The organism is Rhodobacteraceae bacterium M382 (assembly GCA_025141015.1).
Lineage (GTDB): Bacteria > Pseudomonadota > Alphaproteobacteria > Rhodobacterales > Rhodobacteraceae > Aliisedimentitalea > Aliisedimentitalea scapharcae.
Map to the genome: position 1 here is coordinate 229,772 of CP081101.1, position 23,967 is coordinate 253,738.

Sequence of the window (23,967 nt, forward strand, 5' to 3'; positions counted from 1 at the left end):
CTTGGTTCCAGCTCGTAGGTGGGGCGTCCGCGCTTTTCAACAGCTGATCGAAAATGCCCCCTACCTGGCTTTATTGACTTTGCCGGTGCGGCTTCTAGGGCACATTCTCAACAAAAATTGGCTCATGTCATGCTGCCGTTACAAAGAAGCCCCCGGAGATTTTTCTTCGGGGGCTTGCTTTGATTCTGGGTCATCCTGTTTTGTCAGGAGTTGATGATGTCATTCAGTGTTTTGCTTGGTCTCATGATCTTGTCTTTGAGCATGGTTGAGGGTTTGTAGTATCCGCCGATGTCGGCGGCTGGCCCCTGGGCTGTGGCGAGTTCGGCGAGGATGGTCTTTTCGCCGGTTGCCAGGGCCTGTGCGATGGGGGCGAAATGGGCGGCCAGCGCGGCGTCGTCGCTCTGGGCGGTCAGCGCTTCGGCCCAGTAGCGGGCGAACCAATAGTGGCTGTCGCGGTTGTCGGGTTCACCGACCTTGCGCGAGGGCGAGCGGTTGTTGTCCAGAATGCCCTGGGTCGCCACTTCGGCGGCGGCCCCCAGCACACCGGCCTTGGCATTGCCGCGGCTGTCGGCGAGAAAGTTCAGGCTTTCCCCCAGCGCACAGAATTCGCCCATGCTGTCCCAACGCAGGTGGTTCTGTTCCACCAGCTGCTGCACGTGTTTGGGGGCCGAGCCCCCCGCGCCGGTTTCAAACAGCCCGCCGCCATTCATCAGCTTGACGATGGACAGCATCTTGGCGCTGGTGCCCAGTTCCAGGATCGGGAACAGATCAGTCAGATAGTCCCGCAGCACGTTGCCGGTGATGGCAATGCTGTCCTGCCCGGCAGTGATAGTTTCCAGCGATGCCCGGGTTGCGTCGCGCGGTGCCATGATCTGGAATTTGTCGGCCACACCAGCAGCCTGCAGGGCGGGGTCCACATATTTGATCAGCTCGGCGTCATGGGCGCGGTTTGCGTCCAGCCAAAAGATGGCCTGGCTCCCGGTCAGGCGCTGACGGTCCAGCGCCAGCTGGATCCAGTTTTCGATCGGGGCCTGTTTCGCGGTGCAGGCGCGCCAGATGTCACCCGCCTCCACAGCGTGGGAATGCAGGGTGTCGCCATTGGCCAGAACGATGCGGATGGTGCCATCGGCTGCGGCCTCAAACGTGGTGGGGTGCGATCCGTATTCCTCGGCCTTCTGCGCCATCAGACCGACGTTGGCCACCGACCCCGCCGTGGTCACATCCAGAGCGCCATTGGCTTTGAAGAAGTTAATCGTTTCGTCATAAACCGTGGCATAGCATCGGTCGGGGATCACGCAATTGGTATCGCCCTTGGTGCCATTTGCGTCCCATCCCTTGCCACCTGCGCGGATCACCGCGGGCATCGAGGCGTCAATGATCACATCCGAGGGCACATGCAGGTTGGTGATACCCTTGTCGCTGTCGACCATATACATGGCTGGCCGGTCCGCGGTCACGGCGGTGATGGCCGCCATGATGTCGGCCCCGTGTTCTTCGCTGCCGCTGACCCGCTCCAGTAGATCGCCCAGACCCGAATTCGGGTTCACGCCCAGGGCGGCCATCTCGTCGCCATACTGGTCGAACACCGGTGCCAGCCAGGCGCGGACGGCATGGCCAAAGATGATCGGGTCGCTGACCTTCATCATCGTTGCCTTCATGTGCAACGAGAACATGGTGCCATCTGATTTGGTGTCTTCGATGGCATCGGCCAGAAAGGACGCCAGCGCACGCGCCGACATAAAGGTGGCATCGGCAACAGTGCCCGCTTCCAGCGTCCAGCCGTCCTTCAGCACGGTGATGGCACCGTCGGCATCGACGAATTCGATCCGGGCGTCACCGGCCTGCGCGGCGGTGATGGTGGCGGATTTTTCGTTTGCATAAAAATCGCTACCCGGCATCGAGCTGACTTTGGTCTTGCTGTCTGCGGACCAGGTGCCCATCGAATGCGGGTTGGCCTGGGCGTAATTCTTGACCGCGCGGGCGGCGCGCCGGTCGCTGTTGCCTTCGCGCAGGACCGGGTTCACGGCCGACCCTTTGAGCGCGTCATAGCGTGCGCGGGTCGCCCGTTCGGCGTCTGTGCTGGGCTCTTCGGGATAGGCCGGGATGTCATACCCCTGGGCCTGCAGCTCTTCGATGGCGGCCACCAGCTGAGGCACCGACGCCGAAATATTGGGCAGCTTGATCACATTGGCTTCTGCCGTCTTGACCAGTTCGCCCAGCTCGGCCAGGTCGTCATTCTGACGCTGCTCGGGGCGCAGGGCCTCGGGAAAGGCCGCGATGATGCGCCCGGCCAGGGAAATATCACGGGTGCCGACGCTCACTCCGGCCGCCGACGCAAAGGCGCGGATGATCGGCAAAAACGACGCCGAAGCCAGCTCGGGCGCTTCGTCTACGATGGTATACAATATGTCGGACTTGAAAGTCTCTGCCATGGGTCTCTTACCTTTTCTGCCCGTCCAGGGCCATGAGATCTGAGAAGGAACGCGCCGAACGACATCATGCCGTACAGCCGCCAACCGTATGCGGAACCCTGAGGTCACCCCTCCATCCGCACAAAAAAACAACGCACAATCCCAATAGATCAACACGCCAACAGGTTCAATCACATCAAAACGCGCATTTCGACACACCGCATAAATCAAATTCAACAGGGGCACCGCGTCGCCCGCAGGTCACGCAGACCTTTTGGCCATGTCTGCCAGCACTGCCATCGCGTCCTGTTCTCGCCCGTCCGGCACGAACAAGTGGTCATGATAGAACCCCGACACAGGGTTGACCCCCATGCCCTGCCCGGCCAACGCCGTGGTGATCCGCGCCAGAAAACCCACGGCTTCCAACGATGAATGCACACCCAAAGTAATCATGCGACTTGGGAACTCCCAGGTCAGTCCTGCCGCCTCGGCCTCCTCTTGCAACAAGATGAGCGTCACGCCTTCGGCCTCATGAAAGATCATCCTGGGGTGCACCCCATCCGGCACACCCCGGTCAGGCACTGTCGCAAACACATACAATCCCTTATCAAGCCTGGCCGACATAGATCCAACAAGAACATCCAAATTTGTCTCACCACCCATCGGCGTTCCTTTCATGATTGCGCTCCAACAGGCCGATTTGCTGCACGTGCAATAGCGATCTCCTGCTGTGTCGGCATAGAAGCCTGTAATCCATTCTGCGACAACCCTGCCACACGCAGATAGGGGATTTCGGTTTTTGGTTCTGGCGATATAACTGAGATCCCGATTTCCTGTTTCTGGAGCCGAACTTGGACACGCCTGCCCGTATTGCCCGCACTATCGCAACTGAAATCAGCGCCCGCCCAGACCAGGTCGGTGCCGCGGTCAAGTTGTTGGACGAAGGTGCAACCGTTCCCTTTGTGGCCCGCTATCGCAAGGAAGTGACAGGAGGACTGGATGATACACAATTGCGAACATTGTCTGATCGATTGTCCTATCTGCGAGAGCTGGAAGCCCGCCGTGACACCATCCTGAAGTCGATCAAGGATCAGGACAAGCTGACGGATGATCTGGCCAAAGCCATCGTTGCTGCGGACACAAAGGCCCAGCTGGAAGACATATATCTACCATATAAGCCCAAGCGCCGGACCAAGGCGATGATCGCCCGCGAAAACGGGTTGGAGCCCTTGGCGCAAGCCATTCTGGCAGACCGCAACGCTGATCCCGAACACGTGGCACAGGGTTTTCTGAGCGAAACCGTTGCAACGACCAAGGATGCGCTGAACGGTGCCCGAGATATCATCACCGAAGGGTTGGCTGAAAATGCAAATCTGCTGGGTGAATTGCGCGGATTTTTGCAGCGCGAGGCACGGTTGACCGCCAAGGTCATCGAAGGTCAAGAGCAGGCAGGGGCCAAGTTCAGCGATTATTTCGAACACTCCGAACTCTGGGCCAATGTTCCATCCCATCGGGCGTTGGCAATGTTGCGCGCCCAGAAGGAAGGGGTCGTGACTTTGGACATCGGGCCCGATCCCGAAGATGGCGCGGACCGGGCCGAAACCATCGTCGCTGCGCACCTGCAGACACGTGGCACTGGCCCTGGCGATCTTTGGCTGCGTAAGGTTGCAGGTTGGACCTGGCGGGTAAAGCTTTCGCTGTCGATGATGGTCGAACTGATGGCCGATCTGCGTGCTCGTGCCCAGGAAGAGGCCATTCAGGTCTTTGCCCGCAATCTCAAGGATCTGCTGTTTGCAGCCCCTGCCGGACCGCGCGCGACATTGGGGTTGGACCCTGGCATCCGAACCGGGGTCAAAGCTGCGGTTGTTGATGCGACAGGCAAATTGCTGGCCACCGAGACCCTGTACCCATTCCAGCCCAAGAATGATCTGCGCGGCGCACAAGCCACAATCTACAAGCTGATTGCCGACCACAAGATCGAGTTGATTGCCATCGGCAACGGCACAGCCAGCCGGGAAACCGAACGAATGGTGGCTGATACGATCAAAATGCTGCCTAAATCGGTCAAGGCACCGACCAAGGTCGTCGTGTCCGAAGCAGGCGCGTCCGTCTATTCGGCCTCGGAATTGGCGGCACGGGAGTTTCCTGATCTGGATGTTTCGCTGCGCGGCGCTGTATCCATTGCCCGTCGCCTGCAAGATCCGCTGGCCGAATTGGTCAAGATCGAACCCAAATCAATCGGCGTCGGACAATATCAGCACGATGTGGATCAACACCGGTTGTCCAAAATGCTCGAAGCCGTGATCGAAGATGTAGTGAACGCAGTAGGGGTGGACCTGAACATGGCCTCCGCACCTCTTTTGGCCCATGTCTCGGGGCTGGGTCCCGGACTGGCCGAGGCGGTCGTCGCCCATCGTGACACCAACGGGGCTTTTGCCTCGCGACGCGAGTTGCTCAAGGTGGCGCGTCTTGGGCCTCGGGCCTATGAACAATGCGCGGGTTTCCTGCGGATCCGAGATGGCAAGGAGCCATTGGATGCTTCCTCGGTTCACCCGGAAGCCTACAAGGTTGCGCGCGAGATCGTAAAAGCATGTGGCCGCGATATTCGTCAGATCATGGGCGACGACACAGCGCTGAATTCACTGCGCGCCGAACAATTCGTGACTGATACCTTTGGGCTGCCGACGGTCCGCGACATTTTTGCCGAACTGGAGAAACCTGGCCGTGATCCCCGCCCCAGCTTTGTAACTGCATCCTTTGCGGATGGAGTCGAAACGATGGCTGACCTGAAACCCGGAATGGTGCTGGAAGGAACGGTAACCAATGTCGCGGCCTTTGGCGCATTTGTCGACATCGGGGTACACCAGGATGGATTGGTGCACGTCAGCCAGCTGGCCGACCGATTTGTCAAAGATCCCCATGAGGTGGTGAAGACAGGTCAGGTGGTCAAGGTCACCGTGACCGAAGTCGATGTGGCGCGCAAACGTATCGGGTTAACCATGCGCAAGGATGGCGGGGCTTCGGCCCGAGATGATCGAAATGCACGGGGCCAGCGCACGGAACAGAAACGTGGTGACAAGGGCGGCCGCGGCAGCAATGCTCCAGGCGGGAAACAACCCATGAAATCCAGTCCCAAGGGTGGTGGTCAATCGACCGGTGCCCTTGGGGCAGCCTTGCAAGACGCCTTTAAGAAGCGGTGAAACCAGTGTGCGGGGGGCCTGGCCCCTCGCACGGTGTTCTCAAACCTTCTTTTGCCAATCGAATTGAATCACCAGATCGGCCAACTCGCTGGCGAGTTCCCTGAACTGTGATCGTTCACGCAACAGCATATGGACTTGCCGACGATCATGCAGCCCCCGGATCTGGCGGAACCGGAGATCATGCGGCGTCAGATGCGCGACTGACCGCGGCAAGATCGTCACCCAATTGCGCGTGTGCACCATGGAAATTAGCGACAAGGTATTGTGCACCGTCACATTGCATTCACCAAAGGCTGCCCGAAATTCACGGGTTTCGATCTGATTGCAGAGCGCATTCATGACGAACCCCGCGGCCATCACGTCAGCCAGATCCGGTGTGTCCCCTTGCAACGCCAACGGATGATCCGGCGCACAGATCAGACCGAACTCATCATCAAACAAGGGCAAGTTTTGTATACCGTTCAGGACGTGTTCGCCAGACACCACCCCCAGATCCGCCTGCCCCTGGAACAGGGCATCGATGACCTGCTGCGTATCCGTATCACGCAGTTCGATCATCAATTGTGGATGTCGTCGCGCCATGGTTTCGATCGCAGACGGAAACACCAGCCCCGCCACTGACGGAATGGACGCGATCCGGATCAGCCCCCGAGGGGCCTGTGCCGAGGTTTCTATGGTCTTGATCGTGTCGTCAAATTGGCGCAACTGGATCTGAGCCAATTCGAACACCTGCTGACCAAGGCCAGTCAACCTGTTCTTGCGTTCTCCTTCGAACAAACGCTGGTCCAGATGCTCTTCGAGCTGCTTCAACGTCATCGAAACCGCAGACTGTGTGCGCCCCAGCCGTTGGGCCGCTTCTGACAGGTTGCCCACCTGTGCAACCACGCTGAAACAGCGCAGCATTTCGATTTTGATGGCCATACTTCAATTTTCCTGAAACTGACTTAAACAGTTTGAATTTGACTGATGTCAGTTCCAGAGTCCATCCTGCCCTATCTCTTAGACATGTGTGGACCCTGGTAATGGCTGATACGAAACTGAACCTGATCGCTGGCGAATGGCTGACAGGCGAAAGCGAAATCGAAAACCGCAACCCTTCGGATCTGAGCGATCTGGTCGGCCTCTTTGCCCAGGCCAGCGCCGATCAGCTGGATGCGACGCTGGATCAGGCACGGATTGCACAGGCCGAATGGGGCGCCTACGGCATGGAGCGCAAACAGGCCGTCCTGATGAACATCGGCAACGAACTGATGGCCCGCGCCGAAGAGTTGGGCACACTGCTCAGCCGCGAAGAGGGAAAACCTTTTGCCGAAGGCAAAGGGGAAGTTTACCGCGCCGGTCAGTTCTTTACCTATTACGCCGCCGAATGCCTGCGTCAGCTGGGTGAAAACGCAGATTCCGTGCGCCCCGGCGTCGAGGTGGACGTGCGTCGCGAAGCGGTTGGTACCGTCGCCATCATCAGCCCCTGGAACTTTCCCACCGCGACCGCATCATGGAAGATCGCGCCAGCGCTGTGTTATGGCAACGCTGTGGTATGGAAACCTGCGAACATCACCCCCGCGTCCGCTGTGGCCCTGACCGAAATCATCAACCGTCAGGACATCCCCAAGGGTCTGTTCTCGTTGGTCATGGGGTCGGGCCGCAGCATCGGCCAGCGCCTGGTCGAAAGCCCCAAGGTCGACGCCATCACCTTTACCGGCTCAGTTCCGGTCGGCAAAGGTATCGCTGCGGCTGCAATCCAGAACCTGACCAAGGTTCAGATGGAAATGGGGTCGAAAAACGCGCTGGCTGTCATGGATGATGCTGACGTTGATCTGGCCGTCACCCTGGCCCTGGGCGGTGCCTTTGGCAGCACTGGTCAGAAATGCACAGCCAGCTCGCGTTTGGTGGTTCATGCCGCCGTGCACGATGCGTTTGTGGAAAAGCTGGTCGCAGGCGCGCAGGCAATGAAAGTCGGCCACGCGCTGTCCGACGGCATCCAGATGGGCCCCGTCGTCAGCCAGCAGCAGCTGAGCGAAAACCTGGCCTATGTGGATCTGGGCAAATCCGAAGGTGCCGAACTGGCCTGTGGTGGGCAGCGCCTGGAAATGCCGCACGACGGATTTTACATGTCCCCCGGCGTATTCCTGAACACCAACAACACCATGCGCATCAACCGCGAAGAGATGTTTGCCCCGCTGACATCCGTCATCAAGGTCGACAGCTATGAAGAGGCGCTGAGCGTCGTCAATGACACCAACTTTGGCCTGACCTCGGGCATCGTGACCCAGTCTCTGGCCCGCGCCACACATTTCCGTCGCAACGCGCGAACCGGCGTTGTCACGGTCAACCTGCCCACCGCTGGCACCGACTATCACGTTCCCTTTGGCGGGCGCGGGGACAGCTCATACGGGCCACGCGAACAGGGCAAGGCTGCTGCTGAATTCTACACAACTGTGAAAACGGCCTACATCTCGGCAGGGAGCCCCATGTAATGCGTATCGATTGCTTGCAGTACGCCAATTGGTCGGAAAAGATCTTTCGCCAGATGCGCGAAGGCGGTGTGGACGCGGTCCATGTCACCATCGCTTATCACGAAAATTTCCGTGAAACCGTGTTGAATTTCGAACAGTGGAACCGCTGGTTCGAACAATACCCGGATCTGATCATGAAGGGACGGTGGGCAAGCGATATCGACAAAGCCAGAGCAACAGGCCGCACGGCCATCTTCTTTGGCTTTCAAAACCCCAGCCCGATCGAAGACGACATCGGGCTGGTGGAAATCGTGCACACATTGGGTGCGCGGTTCATGCAGCTGACCTATAACAACCAGTCTTTGCTGGCCACCGGCTGTTACGAAGCCGAAGACACCGGCATCACCCGGATGGGCAAACAGGTCATCAAGGAAATGAACCGAGTCGGTCTTGTAGTGGACATGAGCCATTCGGCGGACCGCTCGACCATCGAGGCCGCCGAGATTTCCGAACGCCCAATCGCGATCACCCATGCCAACCCGCATGAATGGTCCCCTGCTCTGCGCAACAAAAAGGATGATGTCATCCGCGCAGTGACGGAAAACGGCGGCATGATGGGCTTTTCGGTCTATCCTCATCACCTGAAAGATAAATCGGACTGCACGCTCAGCAGTTTCTGCGAGATGATCGCACGCACGGCCGAAAAATATGGGGCAAGCCAACTGGGGATTGGCACCGACCTCTGCCAGGACCAACCCGACAGCATCGTGGAATGGATGCGCGTCGGACGTTGGTCCAAGGTTATCGACTATGGCGAAGGATCCGCGTCGGCTCCGGGGTTTCCTCCGATGCCGACATGGTTCGAAGACAACCGCCACTTTGGACAGATCGAAACAGGACTACGCGCGACCGGCCTGAGCAACGATGAAGTTGCCGGGATCATGGGCGGGAACTGGTACAGGTTCTTTGCCGACAACTTTGGCCCCCGAGGGTAATCCCCGGGGTTGATAAACAAGGGTTTGACCATATGGAAACAGTCGCGCAGACCACCATACCACGGCGTGATCCTGCGACAGTCATGCGATTGTCGCGCCTGGGATCTCTGCATCAGTGCCGCCTCAGCTTCATGCGCATCCTGACCCGGCGCATGGCGCGCGAAAACTGGCGTTTTGAGCGTCCGGTTTTCGAGATCGACGCCAAGGGCGTTGGCCACGCCGTCTTTTCGGCCATCGGCCCGGATCGCACCTATTCGCTGATCGCATTTGCACATGATCTGCCGCCGGAAATGCGCTCGGACCGGGTGATTGCCACCGCATGGGACGCGACATTCACCCTGTTTGACGGAGTTCCGACCCAGGCCGACATAGACAGGTTGCACCAGAACGTTCCCCATCAGGAAGCGGGCCGCGTGCAGGAGACCGAACTGTCGGTATCACGCGCCAACCGGTCTGTACGCCTGTGGGAGCATTTTGTTAGCTCATTGGCCGCCGGTCACCAACCCAATCGCGAAAAAACCGCTGCTGTTGGATATTTGATGCGCACCACCGCCGTTTATGGGTCGGGCAAGTTGGGCGCGGCGGATCGTGAAAAATCCGCCAACCGGCCCGAAACCATGGTCCCATTCCAAGTGGAAATGCTGTCGGTATTTCTAACCCGATGGTTTGTGCGCGATCTGGTCAATCACATGGCCCACGCCCGTGGTGGCGACACGGCTGTTGAACTCGACCCGGATATTGCGCTGTCACTTGGTATTGGCAATTCAACCGGGCTGGGCATGGCCCCCTATATCGTCAACCACCCCGTTCTGTTCAACAATTGGATCATGGCCCGCGAAGAGGCAATTGCCAGGGTGCGTTCAGTTGAAACCGCCAACACAGAAGAGGTCGACACCTTCCGTCACCTATTGCGCCGGTCGGAAAAAACCGTGGCTCTGTGGCGGTCCGAACACCCGATCCAAATTGATAAACTGGCCGATTTGCGTGCCGATCTGGACAAGATCAACCGCTTTGTCGCGGCAGATGATCTGATCAACGATCTCCCATGGAACCGCCTCTATTCATGGGCAGAACAGAACCTGAGCGAAGAAGGTCAGGAACTGGTCGCATCGTTGATCCTGGAACCATATGGCGAATTGGTTGATGGGTTGGCGGACTGCATGGCTGATTTCGACACCAATGCCTTCCGCATCAACGGCGCTATGAGCGTTGGTCAAGTCAACGAACTGTTGTCCGGGTGTTTCGGTTGGGGTTTTAACACGGATTGGCAGGCCGCCCAGAACTGTGCCCGCGCCTGGTATGTCTCTGAGGAAAAGCTGGAACCCCGTCTGGGCGAACGCTTTGAAGAACCGGTGGCAGATTATGAACAGCCTTTGGCACCAGCCCGTGACGCTGCAGCACTACACGCGACGTTGAACCAATGGCCGGCGGAAACGCCGGTGGCGGAATTCCTGCTAAAACATCCCGAACACCGCCACATGGTGCGCCGCGCCCAGATCAATGCCCGCGCGCCTTATGCGGAAATCCACGACAACACCATCAGCTCAACCGTGCTGCCCATCGATATGCTGCGGTGCAAGCTGGCGTTCTTTGGGGCGACCCATTTCGATCCGCGGTCAGACCGCTGGGTGCGCATCAGCATGTATGGCGGCGCGCCCTACCCCAATGATCTGACAACCAGCGACCCTGATCGCTGGGTCTACCCCGAGTTGGAGGGCGCGCAATGAGTTTTGCATTGAACGAAGTCGAAGCCACCGCCAAAAAAGCGACACGCGGCGCGGCCTACACTTGGGGTTTGGCCGAAGAAGCTTCCAAAGCGACCCGTTGGCTGTGCGCGCAGGGCATGGATGGATGCGCGGCCTTGGCCGGTTTGCTACGCAAGACAGACCGTGCCACAGATATGGCTCCCGTATCGCTGGATGGAAATTGGCACGGGGCATCGGGCCGATTGTGCGCTCTGATTGCTGGGGCCAGCCTCTCGGATTGTGCCTATCGGCTGCCACAGGGCGAGATCCACATGGAAAACGTCATCGCGCCGCAGCTATTGATTCCGTTCGCCGCCGCGGCTGCCCGTCAATTGGGTCAGCCCGTCACCATTGGCTGGGGTGACGTTGAAATCGCGACAGATGGATCCAGGCTGGACGTGGCGGACATGCCAACCACCGCCATCGCCGAAATCGTCACCGTCCGTTTGGGCGGGCAGATAGGTCAGCCAGTCGCCCAGCACAGCCGCGCGACGCCGGACGTGAATGACTGGACCTATTTGAACGAACTAGCCGGGCGCACCTACGCCCCCGCAACCGAAGAATCCCGTCTCAAGGGGGCCGGTGCTGGCCTCTCCGATAACGACTGACACGCCGAGGACACCATGATTGAAACCAAAACACTGACTCTTGCCGAGATCGAAGACCTGTCCTTGCGCGCCCTCATGGCCGCTGGCACATCCGAAGAAAATGCCCGCCCGCTGGCCGCAGCAACTGCCCAGACCGAAGCGGACGGCGTTGCAAGCCACGGATTGGCCTATATTCCGATTTATTGCGAACATGTGCAGTGTGGCAAGGTTGATGGGCAGGCCAAACCGGTGCTGACCCAACCCCGCCCTGGTGTGGTCAAAGTCGATGCGGCCACAGGGTTCGCCCATGCGGCCATCGACATGGGTTTCGAAACCCTGATCCCGCTGGCCCGGGAACAGGGAATTGCCGCATTGGCGATCAACAACAGCTATAATTGTGGTGTTCTGGGCTGCCATACATACCGGCTGGCCCAGGCCGGACTGCTGGGCATGGGGTTCACCAATGCACCTGCGTCCATCGCGCCCTCGGGCGGGTCCAAACCCGTTGTCGGGACCAATCCGTTTTCCATCGCCGCCCCCGGAGCTGACGGGCAACCCGCCCTGTTGATCGACCAAAGTGCCAGCACCATCGCCAAATCCGAAGTGATGAAACACGCCCGCGAAGGCAAATCGATCCCGGTTGGTTGGGCATTGGATAGCGAGGGCAACCCCACCACGGACCCCAACGTTGGCCTCAAAGGGTCCATGGCCCCTTCGGGTGGATACAAAGGCGTGGGCATCGCCCTACTGACCGAAATCATGGCCGCCGCAATGACCGGCGCGACGCTGGGCATAGATGCGTCGCCGTTTTCCGGCACCGCAGGCGGTCCCCCAAAAACCGGACAATTCTTTATCGCCATTGACCCGGGCCAGACATCGCAGGGCGATTTCGCCGCGCGCATGTCAGCGCTGGTGGCAGCCATCCACGAACAGGATGGTGCCCATCTTCCTGGCGATGGACGTCAGGCCAAGCGGCGCAAGTCCGCTGAACACGGCGTTGCAGTCAACGTCGCAACTTTGGAGCGGATCAACGCGATTCTGCTCTGACACGACAGTTTTCTCGACACATGTGTCGTTTCTTGACCGTTTTCCACCGGACAAGAGCAAGTGCAAACGGCGCAATTGGGAAAACTAGGACAATTGTGTGAACAGGGAGGAACACATGTCTATCAAACAACCCTTTACCGATCTCCAGATCCCCAAAGCTGGTGGCGGTTTTTACGAAGGTCACAGCGTCGAGATCGCCTTGCTGAGCAAGGGGATCATGGTCGCGCTGGTGATCTGGGCATTGATATGGCCAGCCAACGCCAATGGCGTTCTGGGCAGCCTGAACTGGCGCCTGCTGGAAGATTTCAATGCCTTCTATATCATCATTGTTGGCCTGTTTTCCTTCTTCCTTTTGGTTGTCGCGATTCTGCCCAGCACGGGTAAACGCGTGATGGGAACCCCGGGTGAAGCACCGGAGTTTTCGAACTTCTCATGGTTCTCGATGATGTTCGGGGCTGGTCTGGGCGTCGGCCTGATGGTTTTCGCCACCGCAGAACCTCTGGGCCTGTGGGGATCAAACCCCGAAGTCCTGTCCGGCAATGTAGCGCCGAACACCGAAGAGGCCGTTCAGTCTGGATACCGTTATACGTTCCTGCACTATGGCTTCCACGCATGGGCCATCTATGTGACCACAGGTCTGGCGTTGGCCTACTACGCCTATACCCGCAACATGCCATTGACCATCCGATCGGCCCTGACACCATTGTTCGGTAGCCTGATGAACGGCTTCCTGGGTCACGTCGTAGACGTTCTGGGCGTTGTGGCAACCATTCTGGGTGTTTCCGTGACCATCGGCTTCGGTGTCTCGCAGTTCATCGACGGCATGTATGCCATCACGGGTATGGAATGGATGATGGATATGACTGGTGACGCACCCAAACCGGGTACAGTCGGTCTGGTAGCAGGTCTGTTGGTCATCATGAGCATGTCGATCCTGTCCGCCGTGTCGGGTGTTGGCCGCGGGGTGAAATACCTGTCGAACCTCAACCTGGTTCTGTCGATCATCCTGCTGATGACTTTTGTTATCTTTGGATCGTTCCTGTTTGCCATGTCGACTTATGTGTCGGCTTTTGTTGACTACATCCTGCACTATGTATCGCTGTCTTTTGGTGCCTTTGGTCCAATGTCTGCTGACGCATTTGCGGCGGGGCTGCCTGCTGATGCCGCACCGCATGCTGATGCGCTGCGCGGTGGTGCAACCAATGCATGGGGATCGTTTGCCGGGTTCAAATCCGGCCTGGAAGGCGAAGCTGCCAACCTGTCCGACGAAGTTCTGACCGCTGCCTACGCGGCTGGTGAACAGGGTCGTCAATTCGGCTGGCAGGCCGGATGGACCACGTTCTATTGGGCTTGGTGGATCGCGTTCTCGCCATTCGTTGGCCTGTTCCTGGCCCGCATCTCCAAAGGTCGTTCGGTACGTGAATTCATCATCGGCTGCGTGTTCGCACCTGCCATGGTTTGTTTCGCGTGGATGACCATCCTGGGCGGAACTGCGATTGATCTGGAGCTGACCGGTAATGCGGAAGGTGCCATCATCGGGGCCTCCAACACTGCGAAACTGTTTGTCACCTTGGGCGAAATGATTTCGGGTGGGTTCCTGTCGGCCATCACTATCATGTGTGTGGTCCTGATCATGACCTTCCTCGTCACGTCGGCGGACTCGGGCATTCTGGTGATGAACACCATCATGTCCGGCGGCGAACAGCAAACCGGCATCAAACACCGTATCGTTTGGGGTCTGTTGTTGACGTTGGTGATCGCGACCTTGCTGATCGCAGGTAAAACCAACGGTGGTGCCGATCCGATGGAAGCGTTGAAGAGCGCGATGATCATCGGCGCACTGCCCTTTACCATGGTCATGGGCCTGATGTGTGTGGCCTTGGCCAAGGCATTGTTCCGCGACAGCCAGCGCGACAAAGCTGCGGCCGTGGCGACCAGCGCAGCCGAATAACGCCAAAGGGTTTGCCCCTTAGCGGGTCAGGCCACTCTTCCGGAACGCGTGCAGGGTCAAACCTGCGCGCGTTTTCCGTTCTCAACCCTTTAACGTCGTTGCGTGCGCTTCGCGCATTGTCAGGGCCGACTGACGTATTTCATCCGAGATCTGGGTCAGCTGTGAGGCGAGCGGGCTGGATTTGCGCCAGATCATCCCGATGCTGCGCGACGGCTGCGGGTCCGGAAACCGCGACACCGCCACCGAAGCGGACCGGGTTTCAACCTGCAGAGCCATCTCGGGGATCAACGTTACGCCAATCCCGGCATTCACCATCTGAACCAGCGTCGACAGGGTGCTACCGTCCAGCCATTCCCGCGGACGTGCCGATTGGATATTGCAAAAGGTCAGCGCCTGATCACGGAAACAATGCCCCTCTTCCAGTAAGAGAAGCCGCATTTCGCGCAGCATGTCCCGATCCGGCACCGGTTTGTTGGCATCCACACCAGGGCGGATCAGCACAAAATTCTCCGAGAACAGATCAACTTCGGCAAAGGCAGGATCAGAAATCGGCAGCGCCAGAATGGCCGTGTCGATGCGCCCTTCGGCCAGTTCCTGCAACAGGTTCGGTGTCAGGGTTTCGCGCACATGCAGATCAAGATCCCCATGCGACTGTGACAAATCGCGAATGATCTGAGGCAACATATAAGGAGCGATGGTCGGAATTACCCCAATTCTGAGCCGTCCCACCAAGCGCTCCTGCGACGCCCGCGCCAGTTCGCCCAGCTCTTCGACAGAGCGCAGGATGTCGCGAACCCGCACCGCAAATTCTTCGCCGAACCCCGTCAATCTCACCTGGCGGGCATTGCGTTCGAACAGCGTCATGCCCAGCGATTCCTCCAATTCTCGGATCTGCACTGACAGCGCTGGCTGGGAAATCGACCGGTCATCAGCAGCGCGACCAAAGTGACCGATGCGCGCCAGCGCCTCGAAATAGCGCAGTTGTCTGAGAGTAAAGTTGATCATAACCTTTTCCTATCGTTACGATCAGAAAATGCAACTTAATCCAATCAATTTCCTTTGCTAGAATTATTCTAAGCACGCACCAAAGGAGCCATCCACCCAATTTCAATGCCCTGAATAAACATGCATCCGCACCCAGGCGGGGCCTGGACCTCAATAAGATTCAACATGTTAAGCCACGATCGGAGAACACTATGGACGGAAACGATATGAACACTTCGGGCGGATGCCCGGTCATGCATGGGGCTGTCGGCAACGGCGTCAGATCGAATCGCGATTGGTGGCCAAACCAGCTGAACCTCAAAATCCTGCATCAGCATTCACCGAAATCCGACCCGATGGGCGCTGATTTCAACTATACCGAAGAATTCAAGAAGCTGGATCTGGGGGCGTTGAAGCAGGATCTGTATGCGTTGATGACTGACAGCCAGGATTGGTGGCCGGCAGATTATGGGCATTATGGTCCGTTCTTCATCCGCATGGCGTGGCATGCAGCTGGCACCTATCGCAGCGCAGATGGTCGGGGCGGTGGATCAACCGGCAACCAACGGTTTGCCCCGTTGAACAGCTGGCCCGACAACGGCAACCTGGACAAGGCGCGACGTCTATTGTGGCCGATCAAGCAGAAATACGGAAATCAGATTTCCTGGGCCGATTTGATGATCCTGGCAGGCAACTGCGCAATTGAATCCATGGGCGGCAAGACCTTTGGGTTTGGTGGGGGTCGTGCCGACATATGGGCCCCAGAAGAAGACATATATTGGGGTATTGAAGACACCTGGCTGGGCGACGAACGCTACTCTGGTGAACGCGATCTGGAAAACCCATTGGCTGCGGTGCAGATGGGTCTGATCTATGTGAATCCCGAAGGCCCCAACGGCGACCCAAAGGTGCTGGCATCGGGCCGGGACATCCGCGACACTTTTGGCCGCATGGGCATGAACGACGAGGACACTGTGGCGTTGGTCGCCGGGGGGCACACCTTTGGCAAGGCACATGGCGCGGGAGATCCGTCCCATGTCGGACCCGAACCCGAAGCAGCCCCAATCGAGGCCATGGGCTTTGGCTGGCTCAGCACCCACGCCAGCGGCAAGGGCGGTGACACCATCACCAGCGGCATCGAAGGTGCCTGGACGGCAAACCCGATCAAATGGGACAATGGTTATTTCGACCTGTTGTTCGGTTATGACTGGGACCTCACCAAAAGCCCTGCGGGTGCCTGGATCTGGGAACCTGTCGGCGTCACCGAAGAAGACATGGCCCCTGCCGCTCATGACGCGACGCAAAAGGTCAAGACCATGATGACCACCGCCGATATGGCGATGCGCATGGATCCGATCTATGGCCCGATATCGAAACGCTTCCACGAAAACCCGGATCAATTCGCCGAGGCCTTTGCCCGTGCATGGTTCAAGCTGACCCACCGCGACATGGGGCCCAAGGCGCGCTATCTGGGGGCCGAAGTTCCGGCCGAAGACCTGATCTGGCAGGACCCGATCCCCGCCTCGGACACCAATGTCACGGACGCGGATATCGCTGCGCTGAAAGCATCGGTTCTGAACGCGGACCTGAGCGTGTCGGAATTGGTTGCCACCGCCTGGGCGTCGGCTTCGACTTTCCGCGGGTCTGACAGTCGCGGCGGTGCCAACGGTGCCCGCATTCGTCTGGCCCCGCAAAATGGTTGGGAAGCCAACGACCCCGAGCAACTGGCCCGTGTTCTGGACACTCTCGAAGGGGTCCGTACCGCCTTCAACGCCGGATCCGGTCATATCACCATGGCTGACCTGATCGTGCTGGCAGGATCGGCAGCGGTAGAACAGGCCGCGCGCGATGGTGGCCATGATGTCGAGGTGCCCTTTGCACCGGGGCGTGGTGATGCAACGGCCGAACAAACAGATGCCGAAGGGTTCGACGTTCTGGAACCGGTAGCGGACGGGTTCCGCAACTATCAGCAAAAGCAGTTCAGCGTCTCTGCCGAAGAACTGCTGGTCGATCGGGCACAGCTGTTAACATTGGGTGCGCCAGAGATGACCGTTCTGGTCGGTGGTCTGCGGGTTCTGGGTGCCAATAGCGGTGGCAGCAAACATGGGGTGTTCACCAATCGGGTCGGCACGCTGAGCACCGACTTTTTTGTAAACGTGTTGGATATGGGCACCGAATGGAAAGCCAGCGCAGATGCACCCGGTACATTCAACGGTCACGATCGGAGCACTGGTGACGTTAAATGGACCGCAACCCGGGCCGATCTCGTTTTCGGCTCGAACTCGCAATTGCGGGCCCTGTCCGAAGTGTATGCCCAGAACGACAATCAGGCAGCCTTTGTCTCTGATTTCGTCGCCGCCTGGACAAAAGTGATGAACGCGGACCGCTTTGACCTGAGCTGACCGGGATCAACCGGGCGTGGGTTCGTCCCACGCCCGACTTACACCCAGGCCAAAGTGGCAGCAGCCAGAACCAGGTATCGCGTGCCTTTTGCCACCGTGACCAACACCAAAAAGGGAACCAGCGGCTCCCGCATCACACCGGCAACCACGGTCAGTGGATCCCCGACAATCGGCAGCCAACTGCCTAAAAGCGACCAACGACCATACCGGTGATACCACCCCTGTGCTCGGTGCAGCTGTTGATCATTGACGGGAAACCAGCGTTGATCCCGATACCGTAGCAAAAACCGACCCAGTACCCAGTTGACTACCGACCCCAAAACATTCCCTACCGTCGCCACACCCAACAGGGCACCCACCGAATGGCTCCCGTTTAACAACAGTCCGACCAGGACTGCTTCGGATTGCATCGGCAGAACCGTCGCCGCGATCAACGCCGAAGCAAATAGGCCCAGGTAACCAATCATGGCGTCTTTCCCCCGGGATCCAGGGGTCCATTAAATGTTCCAAACACAAAAAGTCTGGCTCCCCAGTATCAGTGCAATCGCTACCTTGTAGCTCTGTGACGCGACGAGAACCATCATTTAACTGCCTGACGAGCGCCCGGCAGCGTTATGCCGTGCATGATCCCGGTTGGGGTGTTGTTCTCCCTCCGTCTGAGGGCCGTCTTTCGTCGTGCCGGAGAGGCGAACAATCGCTTTCCAACCCACCAGTCCGGGAAGCTCCTTACCCCTTTTTTCGCCGTACCTGAAATGACCCTAATTGAGCCGATTATCCTGCATCCGGTACCAGGCAAAAGCGGGTGGTAGCGACCAGCGCCGAAATGGACCCAGTTCGAACCGGCGCAACCGGCGCTGCATTAAATCGGGATGGGGCAATTCGCGGCGACCCAACGCCAGATCAGCAATCAAAGCCCCAGAGTAATTTGCCATCGTTACGCCATTGCCGTGATACCCAAAGGCACCCCACATATTATCAGCGCCCGGCAACGCCCCTGCAAAAGGCAACAGATCGCGGGTCATGCAGATCAGACCGGACCAGAAATACGGCGTCTCGACATGCGCCCAGGCCGGAAACATCCGGTCAAAATCCGCCCGGGCAATGGCCCGGGTACGGGTCAAATGGGCTTCGCTGACCCGCACTGAGCCGCGCAAACCCAACATCATTCGATTGTCTGGCAACAGGCGAAAATAGTGCAGCAATGTCCGCGTATCGACGAACATTTGGCGACTGGACCACCCCTGGGCAGCGATTTCTTGATCGCTCAAGGGGCGGGAGACCAAAATGTTCGATTGCACCGGCAAATATCGGTTGGCCATCGCACCGGGCACGTCGTCGCTGGAGTATCCGTTGGTGGCAATCAACAGCTTGTTTGCCCGGACTTGCCCCTGTGGCGTGGTCAACACATGTGCCCCGTCCCGATGAACCGCAGAGACCGGCGTGTTGGAAAACATGCGAACGCCTGCTGCCTTGACCGCACGTGTCAAACCCAAAACAAACTTCATCGGGTTCAACGCAAACCCGATCGGCAAATGCCCCGCAGCGTAAAAATCGGGACTGTCCATACCCTGCTCGGCCATTTCACCCTTGGGCACAAACCGGTAGGGCAACCCATAGCGGGCTGAGTAGCTTTCTCCATAAGCCCTGAGACCAGAAATCGCTGCAGGTGTATGGGCAACAGAGGTATAGCCGTCGGAATGCCGGTCAACATCCAGCTCGAACCGGTTCAGATATCCATCGACCAGATCCACACCGCCCCGTTCGGCTTCGAAATACTGCTGTGCGTCGGTTTGGCCAAACCGACGAATGATATAGTCGTCCTCGACCTTGGATCCGCCCACGGACACCAGACCACCATTGCGCCCCGAGGCACCCCACCCGGGCGTCTCGGCATCCACCAGCACGACATCTGCGCCCGCCTCGGCCAGATGCAACGCCGCGGACAAACCCGTATAACCTCCACCGATCACGGCAAATTCTGCGACCACTTCACCGGTCAATTCCGGGTATTCCGGTCGTTGTTTGGGCACTGTGTCGTCCCAAAACCGGTCACGGATCGGGCGGTTCTGGTAGGCCATGGGTTCATAAATGCGCTTCATGTCTACCCCCTCCGGTTACAGTTTGTCGCGCAAGGAAAACCACAGCATCGCCAAAACCAAAAGAGGGGATCGCAACGCCGGGCCACCCGGAAAAGTCGGCGTCGGCACCTTGGCCATCAGGTCGAAACGTTCGGCTTGACCAGATATTGTTTCGGCCGCGATCTGACCTGACAAGGTGGCCATCGCCACACCATGCCCTGAAAATCCCGAACAACTGATCACATTACCTGCCAGCCGCTCAAAATGGGGCATCCGGTTCATGGTGATCCCCAATGTCCCACCCCAGGCGAAATCAATTCGGGTCTCTTTGAGTTGGGGATAGATTTCGAGCATCGGGCGGCGCACCGCCCCCGCGATGTCATCAGGAAATTTGTAGCGATAGCTTTCGGTGCCGCCGAACAGCAACCGATGGTCATCTGAGAACCGGAAGTAGTTCACCACAAATTTGCTGTCGGCCACCGCATGATTGTTTCGGATCAGGTTTTCTTGGGCCTCGGGTGACATGGGTTCGGTGGCAATGATGTAATTGTTGATCGGCATCACCCGTTCGGCCACGTGACGGTTCACATCTCCCAGATATCCATTGCACCCCAGCACCACGTGATCCGCCCGGATTTGGACCTGATCGGTATTTACCGTTGCCCGGGTTCCATGCTCCAAGTCGGTCATGCGCGTCTGTTCATAAATCCGCACACCGGCCGCAACTGCCATGCGGGCCAACCCCAATGCCAGTTCCAACGGGTGAATATGACCGGCCTCCATATCAATGGATCCGCCAAAGTAAGCAGGAGAGTTAACCAGGTGCCGGCATTCTTCGGTATCCAGAAAACGCACCCTGTCATAGCCATAGTCGTCGTTCAGCTTGCGAACATAGTCGCGGCTGTGTGCCACATAACGTTTGCGATGATCCGCGTGAATGATCCCATCATGAAAGTCCGCATGGACAAAATCGGATTTGGCCAGGCCGCGGACCAGATCGACCGACTGGTTCGCGATGGCCCAAAGCGCCCGGGCGTGATCAACACCCAGCATGTTTTCCAGTTCTTCCTGGTCGACCCGCTGCCCCTGCCCGACCTGCCCTCCATTGCGGCCCGAAGCGCCAAAGCCGACGCGTTGTGCTTCGATCAGGATCACGTCATATCCCCGCTGCGCCAGATGCAGCGCAGTCGACAGCCCTGTGAACCCGCCACCCACCACACAGACATCGCACTGCAGTTGCCCCTGGGCCTGAGCAAACGGAGCCAGCGGCGTTGCGGACGCTGCATAATAAGAGGCCGGATAGACCCCCGGTTGGTCATTGACGGTCAACAGATCCACAGAGGGCCCCATGTCATGCGCTCCGGTACGGCCCGGCGCGTCAGGTGTTGCGATTTCGCGTTGCAGGTCGACACCGGTCAAAGCAACCGGATGGACAGAGGCGACGTTTGACCAAATTTATGATCAAATTATCATTCCTGTCAATCAATGCCGGACGGCACCTGGAGGTCTTTTGGTCTCATTTTCTGTCAAACCAGCCACTTCCTGCCAACTTGGTGTCGTATGATACAGCTTGACAAGAAAAACCCACTCCCCTTTGTTTTGATCAAATGACGGTTCTCCAACACCATCATGCTCCAAACCAATATACCGAACATGTTTTCTTCTTGCACGCCTTTGGCGGCCTCTCCAAAAAGCAATCTAACCTGACCACCAAAACACAAGAGGACAGATATCTTGAACCGGGGGCTGATGTATCTGGCTGTCTTTGTCGGCGGTGCGTTTGGGTCGGTTCTGCGCGAAGTGTTTTCTGCTCAAATCCCCGGCCTGCCATTTCTAAGTGCAACGTTCGCCATCAATGTCACCGCCTGTCTGGTGCTGGGATATCTGTATGCGATACGTCACCGGGTCCATGCCCATATCGTGCATTTGGGAGCAGTTGGATTTTGTGGCGGGCTGTCGACGTTTTCGTCCTTTATGGCAGAGATTGCCCGGTTTGCAGCCGACGGCAGCATTCATGTGATCACCGCACCGGGTCTGGAAATCCTGTGTGGTCTGGGTGCCGCCATGATCGGAGAGACCATCGGTCGCTGGATGTATGGGGGGGGCGATTTTCATGACTGACCTCTATCTCCATGGTCTCTTTGCACTGGGTGGTGGGCTGGGTGCTGTCCTGCGTCATTGGATTGCCCAGGCGATCACCCATGACCTGCCGGTCTCGACCCTTGTCGTAAATGTCATGGGAAGCCTGCTTTTGGGTGCCTGGATTGCCAACCTGGGCGGCCTCCCTTCGATGGGAGAAGAAGAGCGTCAACTGGTATTCGGCTTTTGCGGTGGGTTCACCACCTTTTCGAGCTTTGCCTATCAGACCCTGAAATTGCACCGCGACCGCAGCGTTTTGACCGCGGCAGGCAACATCGGACTCAGCCTGATCCTGTGTGGCATCGGTTTCTGGTTGGGCCTATGGGGCGTTGGCGCTTTGCTTGGCTGATCCGCTCATCCGATCTTCTGCACCAACCCGGCATCTTCCAGCATTTCGCGGTCCGGCAAGTCACGCAAGGATTTGAGGTCAAACATCATCAGAAACTTTTCCGTTGTTACATAAGTATATGGCGCACCGGGGCGGGGGCTGCGCGGACCCGTCGAAATTAGTTCGTTTTGGCGAAGTCGGGAGATCACGTCGCGCGAAACGTCCTTGCCAAAAATGTCTTCCAACCCGGCCCTGTCCAACGGTTGATGATAGGCAATGGCGCCCAATACCGCGACTTCGAACTCGGAAAGGTCCAGCGACTGATCCCGTACATCCGCTGCGGCCCGGATCACGACACCGAATTTCGGGCGGGTCCGCAAGCTCCAGCTGTCTCCAACCGCCATCACTTCGTAGGGGCGGTCCACCAGATCCGCCTGAATATCGTCGATCAACAGATCAACCGACACGCCCTGACCAACCACACGTGCCAAATCGGCCCGCGGCACCGGTGTGGCACTGGCAAATAGCACCGCTTCGATCCGATGCATCCATTCGCGCCAGCGTTGCGCCTGCGGCAAATCCTTCAGTTCGCGGTCCAGATCTGACGCATCCTTTTTCCTGGCCATGTTTACACCCCGTAGATGCGAAAACTGGGTCGGCCAGTCAGCTCCCGAATGACACCCAGGCTGACCAGCCGGTCGCACAGACGGCGGGCCGCCCGATCGGTCATGGGCTGTGAAGTCCCCCGAACGATTGGTGTCAGCATGGTTCCAGGGAAAACTGCGTCCTGTGTCAGAAACAACTCGACCGCCGCATCCGATGCCTTGGCCCGCAGCTTGGGGGCCGCCGCCCGTAGCTGTTCGGCGCGCCGCTCCAGATCCTGTGCGATCCGAATGGCTTGGGTTGCCGCCTGAGTCAAAGCCTGGTGACAGCCGGTCATATTTTTTTCCCCATCGGCGGCCTGCCGCACCAATTTGCGCGGCAAGGTCCAACCCAGTAATGGCACCGGTTGGAACCATCCCAACGCCCGTGCCAGGACCACATCGGCACAGATCAACGCCGCAGTTTCCGCCCGCGGCCATCGGGTCAACATTTGCACCAAAACAGATGTCGCCCCGCCGACCGGATCCCCATGTCCGGCCTCGGCCACCAGCGCGGGAACGTCTGGCCCCAATGTCGCTGGGAGCAGATCAGTCAGCAGGTTGAGCCAATTGCGGTGGGTCATCGGCAAACGGGTTGCCTGCGACCACAGCGAGAACACCTCCCCTGCCGGTCCCAACGCCTCGCCCGCACGGTGCAGACATACCGCATCGCGAATGTCGCCGGGGCTATCGCGACGCCCTTCCAGCGTCAGGCAATATTCCGTGGCCTGCAATGCCAACCTTTGACGCAACAACGCCCCCGGAACGCTGGCATGTCGTTGCGCGACGAACGGATGCAAGACAGCCAACGCGGCACCAGAGGAAAATGCGGCCATCTCTGCCGTTTCACCACGCCGGGCTGCAACCCATGCAGGAATTTCAGCGCTATGGCCGGTGGATTGGTTGGACAAGGGCAGGATAGGTTTCATCCCGGAAACCTTAACAGCGCACGGCGGTTGGTACCATCCAAATGCAGGTGAACCGCCGCAGTTTGGGATCCGGCCAT

At 58.4% G+C, this 23,967-nt stretch carries 19 protein-coding genes; 10 read left to right on the forward strand and 9 right to left on the reverse strand.

Features of this window, described 5'->3' with window-relative positions:
- Positions 1-203: 203 nt before the first annotated feature.
- Together K3727_23480 and K3727_23485 are read right to left on the reverse strand one after the other, a co-directional pair.
- Complete coding sequence (locus K3727_23480; GenBank protein ID UWQ93769.1) at positions 204-2,432, reverse strand: NADP-dependent isocitrate dehydrogenase; 2,229 nt, start codon at positions 2,430-2,432, stop codon at positions 204-206.
- A gap of 240 nt (positions 2,433-2,672) precedes the next feature.
- Entirely contained in the window at positions 2,673-3,074 is a 402-nt protein-coding gene (locus K3727_23485) for an ACT domain-containing protein (protein ID UWQ93950.1), read from the reverse strand.
- Between the two features lie 188 nt (positions 3,075-3,262).
- Between K3727_23485 and K3727_23490 the strand changes: the two genes are divergently transcribed.
- Positions 3,263-5,611: an RNA-binding transcriptional accessory protein gene (locus K3727_23490; protein ID UWQ93770.1), complete on the forward strand. Its 2,349-nt coding sequence runs from the start codon at positions 3,263-3,265 to the stop codon at positions 5,609-5,611.
- A gap of 39 nt (positions 5,612-5,650) precedes the next feature.
- Here K3727_23490 and K3727_23495 read toward each other — a convergent pair whose 3' ends face one another.
- On the reverse strand, positions 5,651-6,532 hold the full coding sequence (locus tag K3727_23495; GenBank protein UWQ93771.1) for a LysR family transcriptional regulator: 882 nt from the start codon (positions 6,530-6,532) through the stop codon (positions 5,651-5,653).
- A gap of 101 nt (positions 6,533-6,633) precedes the next feature.
- Between K3727_23495 and K3727_23500 the strand changes: the two genes are divergently transcribed.
- The 6 genes from K3727_23500 (at position 6,634) to K3727_23525 (ending at position 14,389) form a co-directional block, all read left to right on the forward strand.
- Complete coding sequence (locus K3727_23500) at positions 6,634-8,085, forward strand: aldehyde dehydrogenase family protein (GenBank protein ID UWQ93772.1); 1,452 nt, start codon at positions 6,634-6,636, stop codon at positions 8,083-8,085.
- A complete protein-coding gene (locus K3727_23505) occupies positions 8,085-9,059 on the forward strand; it encodes a dipeptidase (protein UWQ93773.1) in 975 nt (324 codons plus the stop codon). The genes K3727_23500 and K3727_23505 overlap by 1 nt, the downstream gene beginning before the upstream one ends.
- Positions 9,060-9,091: 32 nt before the next feature.
- On the forward strand, positions 9,092-10,786 hold the full coding sequence (locus K3727_23510) for a hypothetical protein (protein ID UWQ93774.1): 1,695 nt from the start codon (positions 9,092-9,094) through the stop codon (positions 10,784-10,786).
- Positions 10,783-11,412, forward strand: a complete 630-nt coding sequence (locus tag K3727_23515; protein UWQ93775.1) for a DUF3726 domain-containing protein — start codon at positions 10,783-10,785, stop codon at positions 11,410-11,412. The genes K3727_23510 and K3727_23515 overlap by 4 nt, the downstream gene beginning before the upstream one ends.
- Positions 11,413-11,427: 15 nt before the next feature.
- Positions 11,428-12,438: an Ldh family oxidoreductase gene (locus K3727_23520; protein ID UWQ93776.1), complete on the forward strand. Its 1,011-nt coding sequence runs from the start codon at positions 11,428-11,430 to the stop codon at positions 12,436-12,438.
- Positions 12,439-12,553: 115 nt separating this feature from the next.
- Positions 12,554-14,389, forward strand: coding sequence for a BCCT family transporter (locus K3727_23525; GenBank protein UWQ93777.1), 1,836 nt, complete (start codon positions 12,554-12,556; stop codon positions 14,387-14,389).
- A gap of 81 nt (positions 14,390-14,470) precedes the next feature.
- Here K3727_23525 and K3727_23530 read toward each other — a convergent pair whose 3' ends face one another.
- A complete protein-coding gene (locus tag K3727_23530; protein UWQ93778.1) occupies positions 14,471-15,394 on the reverse strand; it encodes a LysR family transcriptional regulator in 924 nt (307 codons plus the stop codon).
- Between the two features lie 191 nt (positions 15,395-15,585).
- On the opposite strand from K3727_23530, the gene katG reads away from it, so the two are divergent.
- Positions 15,586-17,775 (forward strand): catalase/peroxidase HPI, encoded by a 2,190-nt coding sequence (gene katG, locus K3727_23535; GenBank protein UWQ93779.1) that lies wholly within the window; start codon positions 15,586-15,588, stop codon positions 17,773-17,775.
- A gap of 38 nt (positions 17,776-17,813) precedes the next feature.
- Here katG and K3727_23540 read toward each other — a convergent pair whose 3' ends face one another.
- The 3 genes from K3727_23540 to K3727_23550 form a co-directional block, all read right to left on the reverse strand.
- Positions 17,814-18,242, reverse strand: a complete 429-nt coding sequence (locus K3727_23540; protein UWQ93780.1) for a DedA family protein — start codon at positions 18,240-18,242, stop codon at positions 17,814-17,816.
- A 291-nt stretch (positions 18,243-18,533) separates the two neighbouring features.
- A complete protein-coding gene (locus K3727_23545; GenBank protein ID UWQ93781.1) occupies positions 18,534-19,874 on the reverse strand; it encodes an FAD-binding oxidoreductase in 1,341 nt (446 codons plus the stop codon).
- 15 nt (positions 19,875-19,889) lie between these two features.
- Complete coding sequence (locus K3727_23550; GenBank protein UWQ93951.1) at positions 19,890-21,191, reverse strand: FAD-binding oxidoreductase; 1,302 nt, start codon at positions 21,189-21,191, stop codon at positions 19,890-19,892.
- A 411-nt stretch (positions 21,192-21,602) separates the two neighbouring features.
- On the opposite strand from K3727_23550, the gene K3727_23555 reads away from it, so the two are divergent.
- Both K3727_23555 and K3727_23560 read left to right on the forward strand, forming a co-directional pair.
- Positions 21,603-21,974 (forward strand): CrcB family protein, encoded by a 372-nt coding sequence (locus K3727_23555; GenBank protein UWQ93952.1) that lies wholly within the window; start codon positions 21,603-21,605, stop codon positions 21,972-21,974.
- Complete coding sequence (locus K3727_23560; GenBank protein UWQ93782.1) at positions 21,967-22,341, forward strand: CrcB family protein; 375 nt, start codon at positions 21,967-21,969, stop codon at positions 22,339-22,341. The genes K3727_23555 and K3727_23560 overlap by 8 nt, the downstream gene beginning before the upstream one ends.
- A gap of 5 nt (positions 22,342-22,346) precedes the next feature.
- Here the strand turns inward: K3727_23560 and K3727_23565 are convergent, their stop codons facing one another.
- On the reverse strand, positions 22,347-22,946 hold the full coding sequence (locus K3727_23565) for an SMC-Scp complex subunit ScpB (protein ID UWQ93783.1): 600 nt from the start codon (positions 22,944-22,946) through the stop codon (positions 22,347-22,349).
- A 2-nt stretch (positions 22,947-22,948) separates the two neighbouring features.
- Entirely contained in the window at positions 22,949-23,890 is a 942-nt protein-coding gene (locus K3727_23570; GenBank protein UWQ93784.1) for a DUF1403 family protein, read from the reverse strand.
- Positions 23,891-23,967 lie beyond the last annotated feature (77 nt).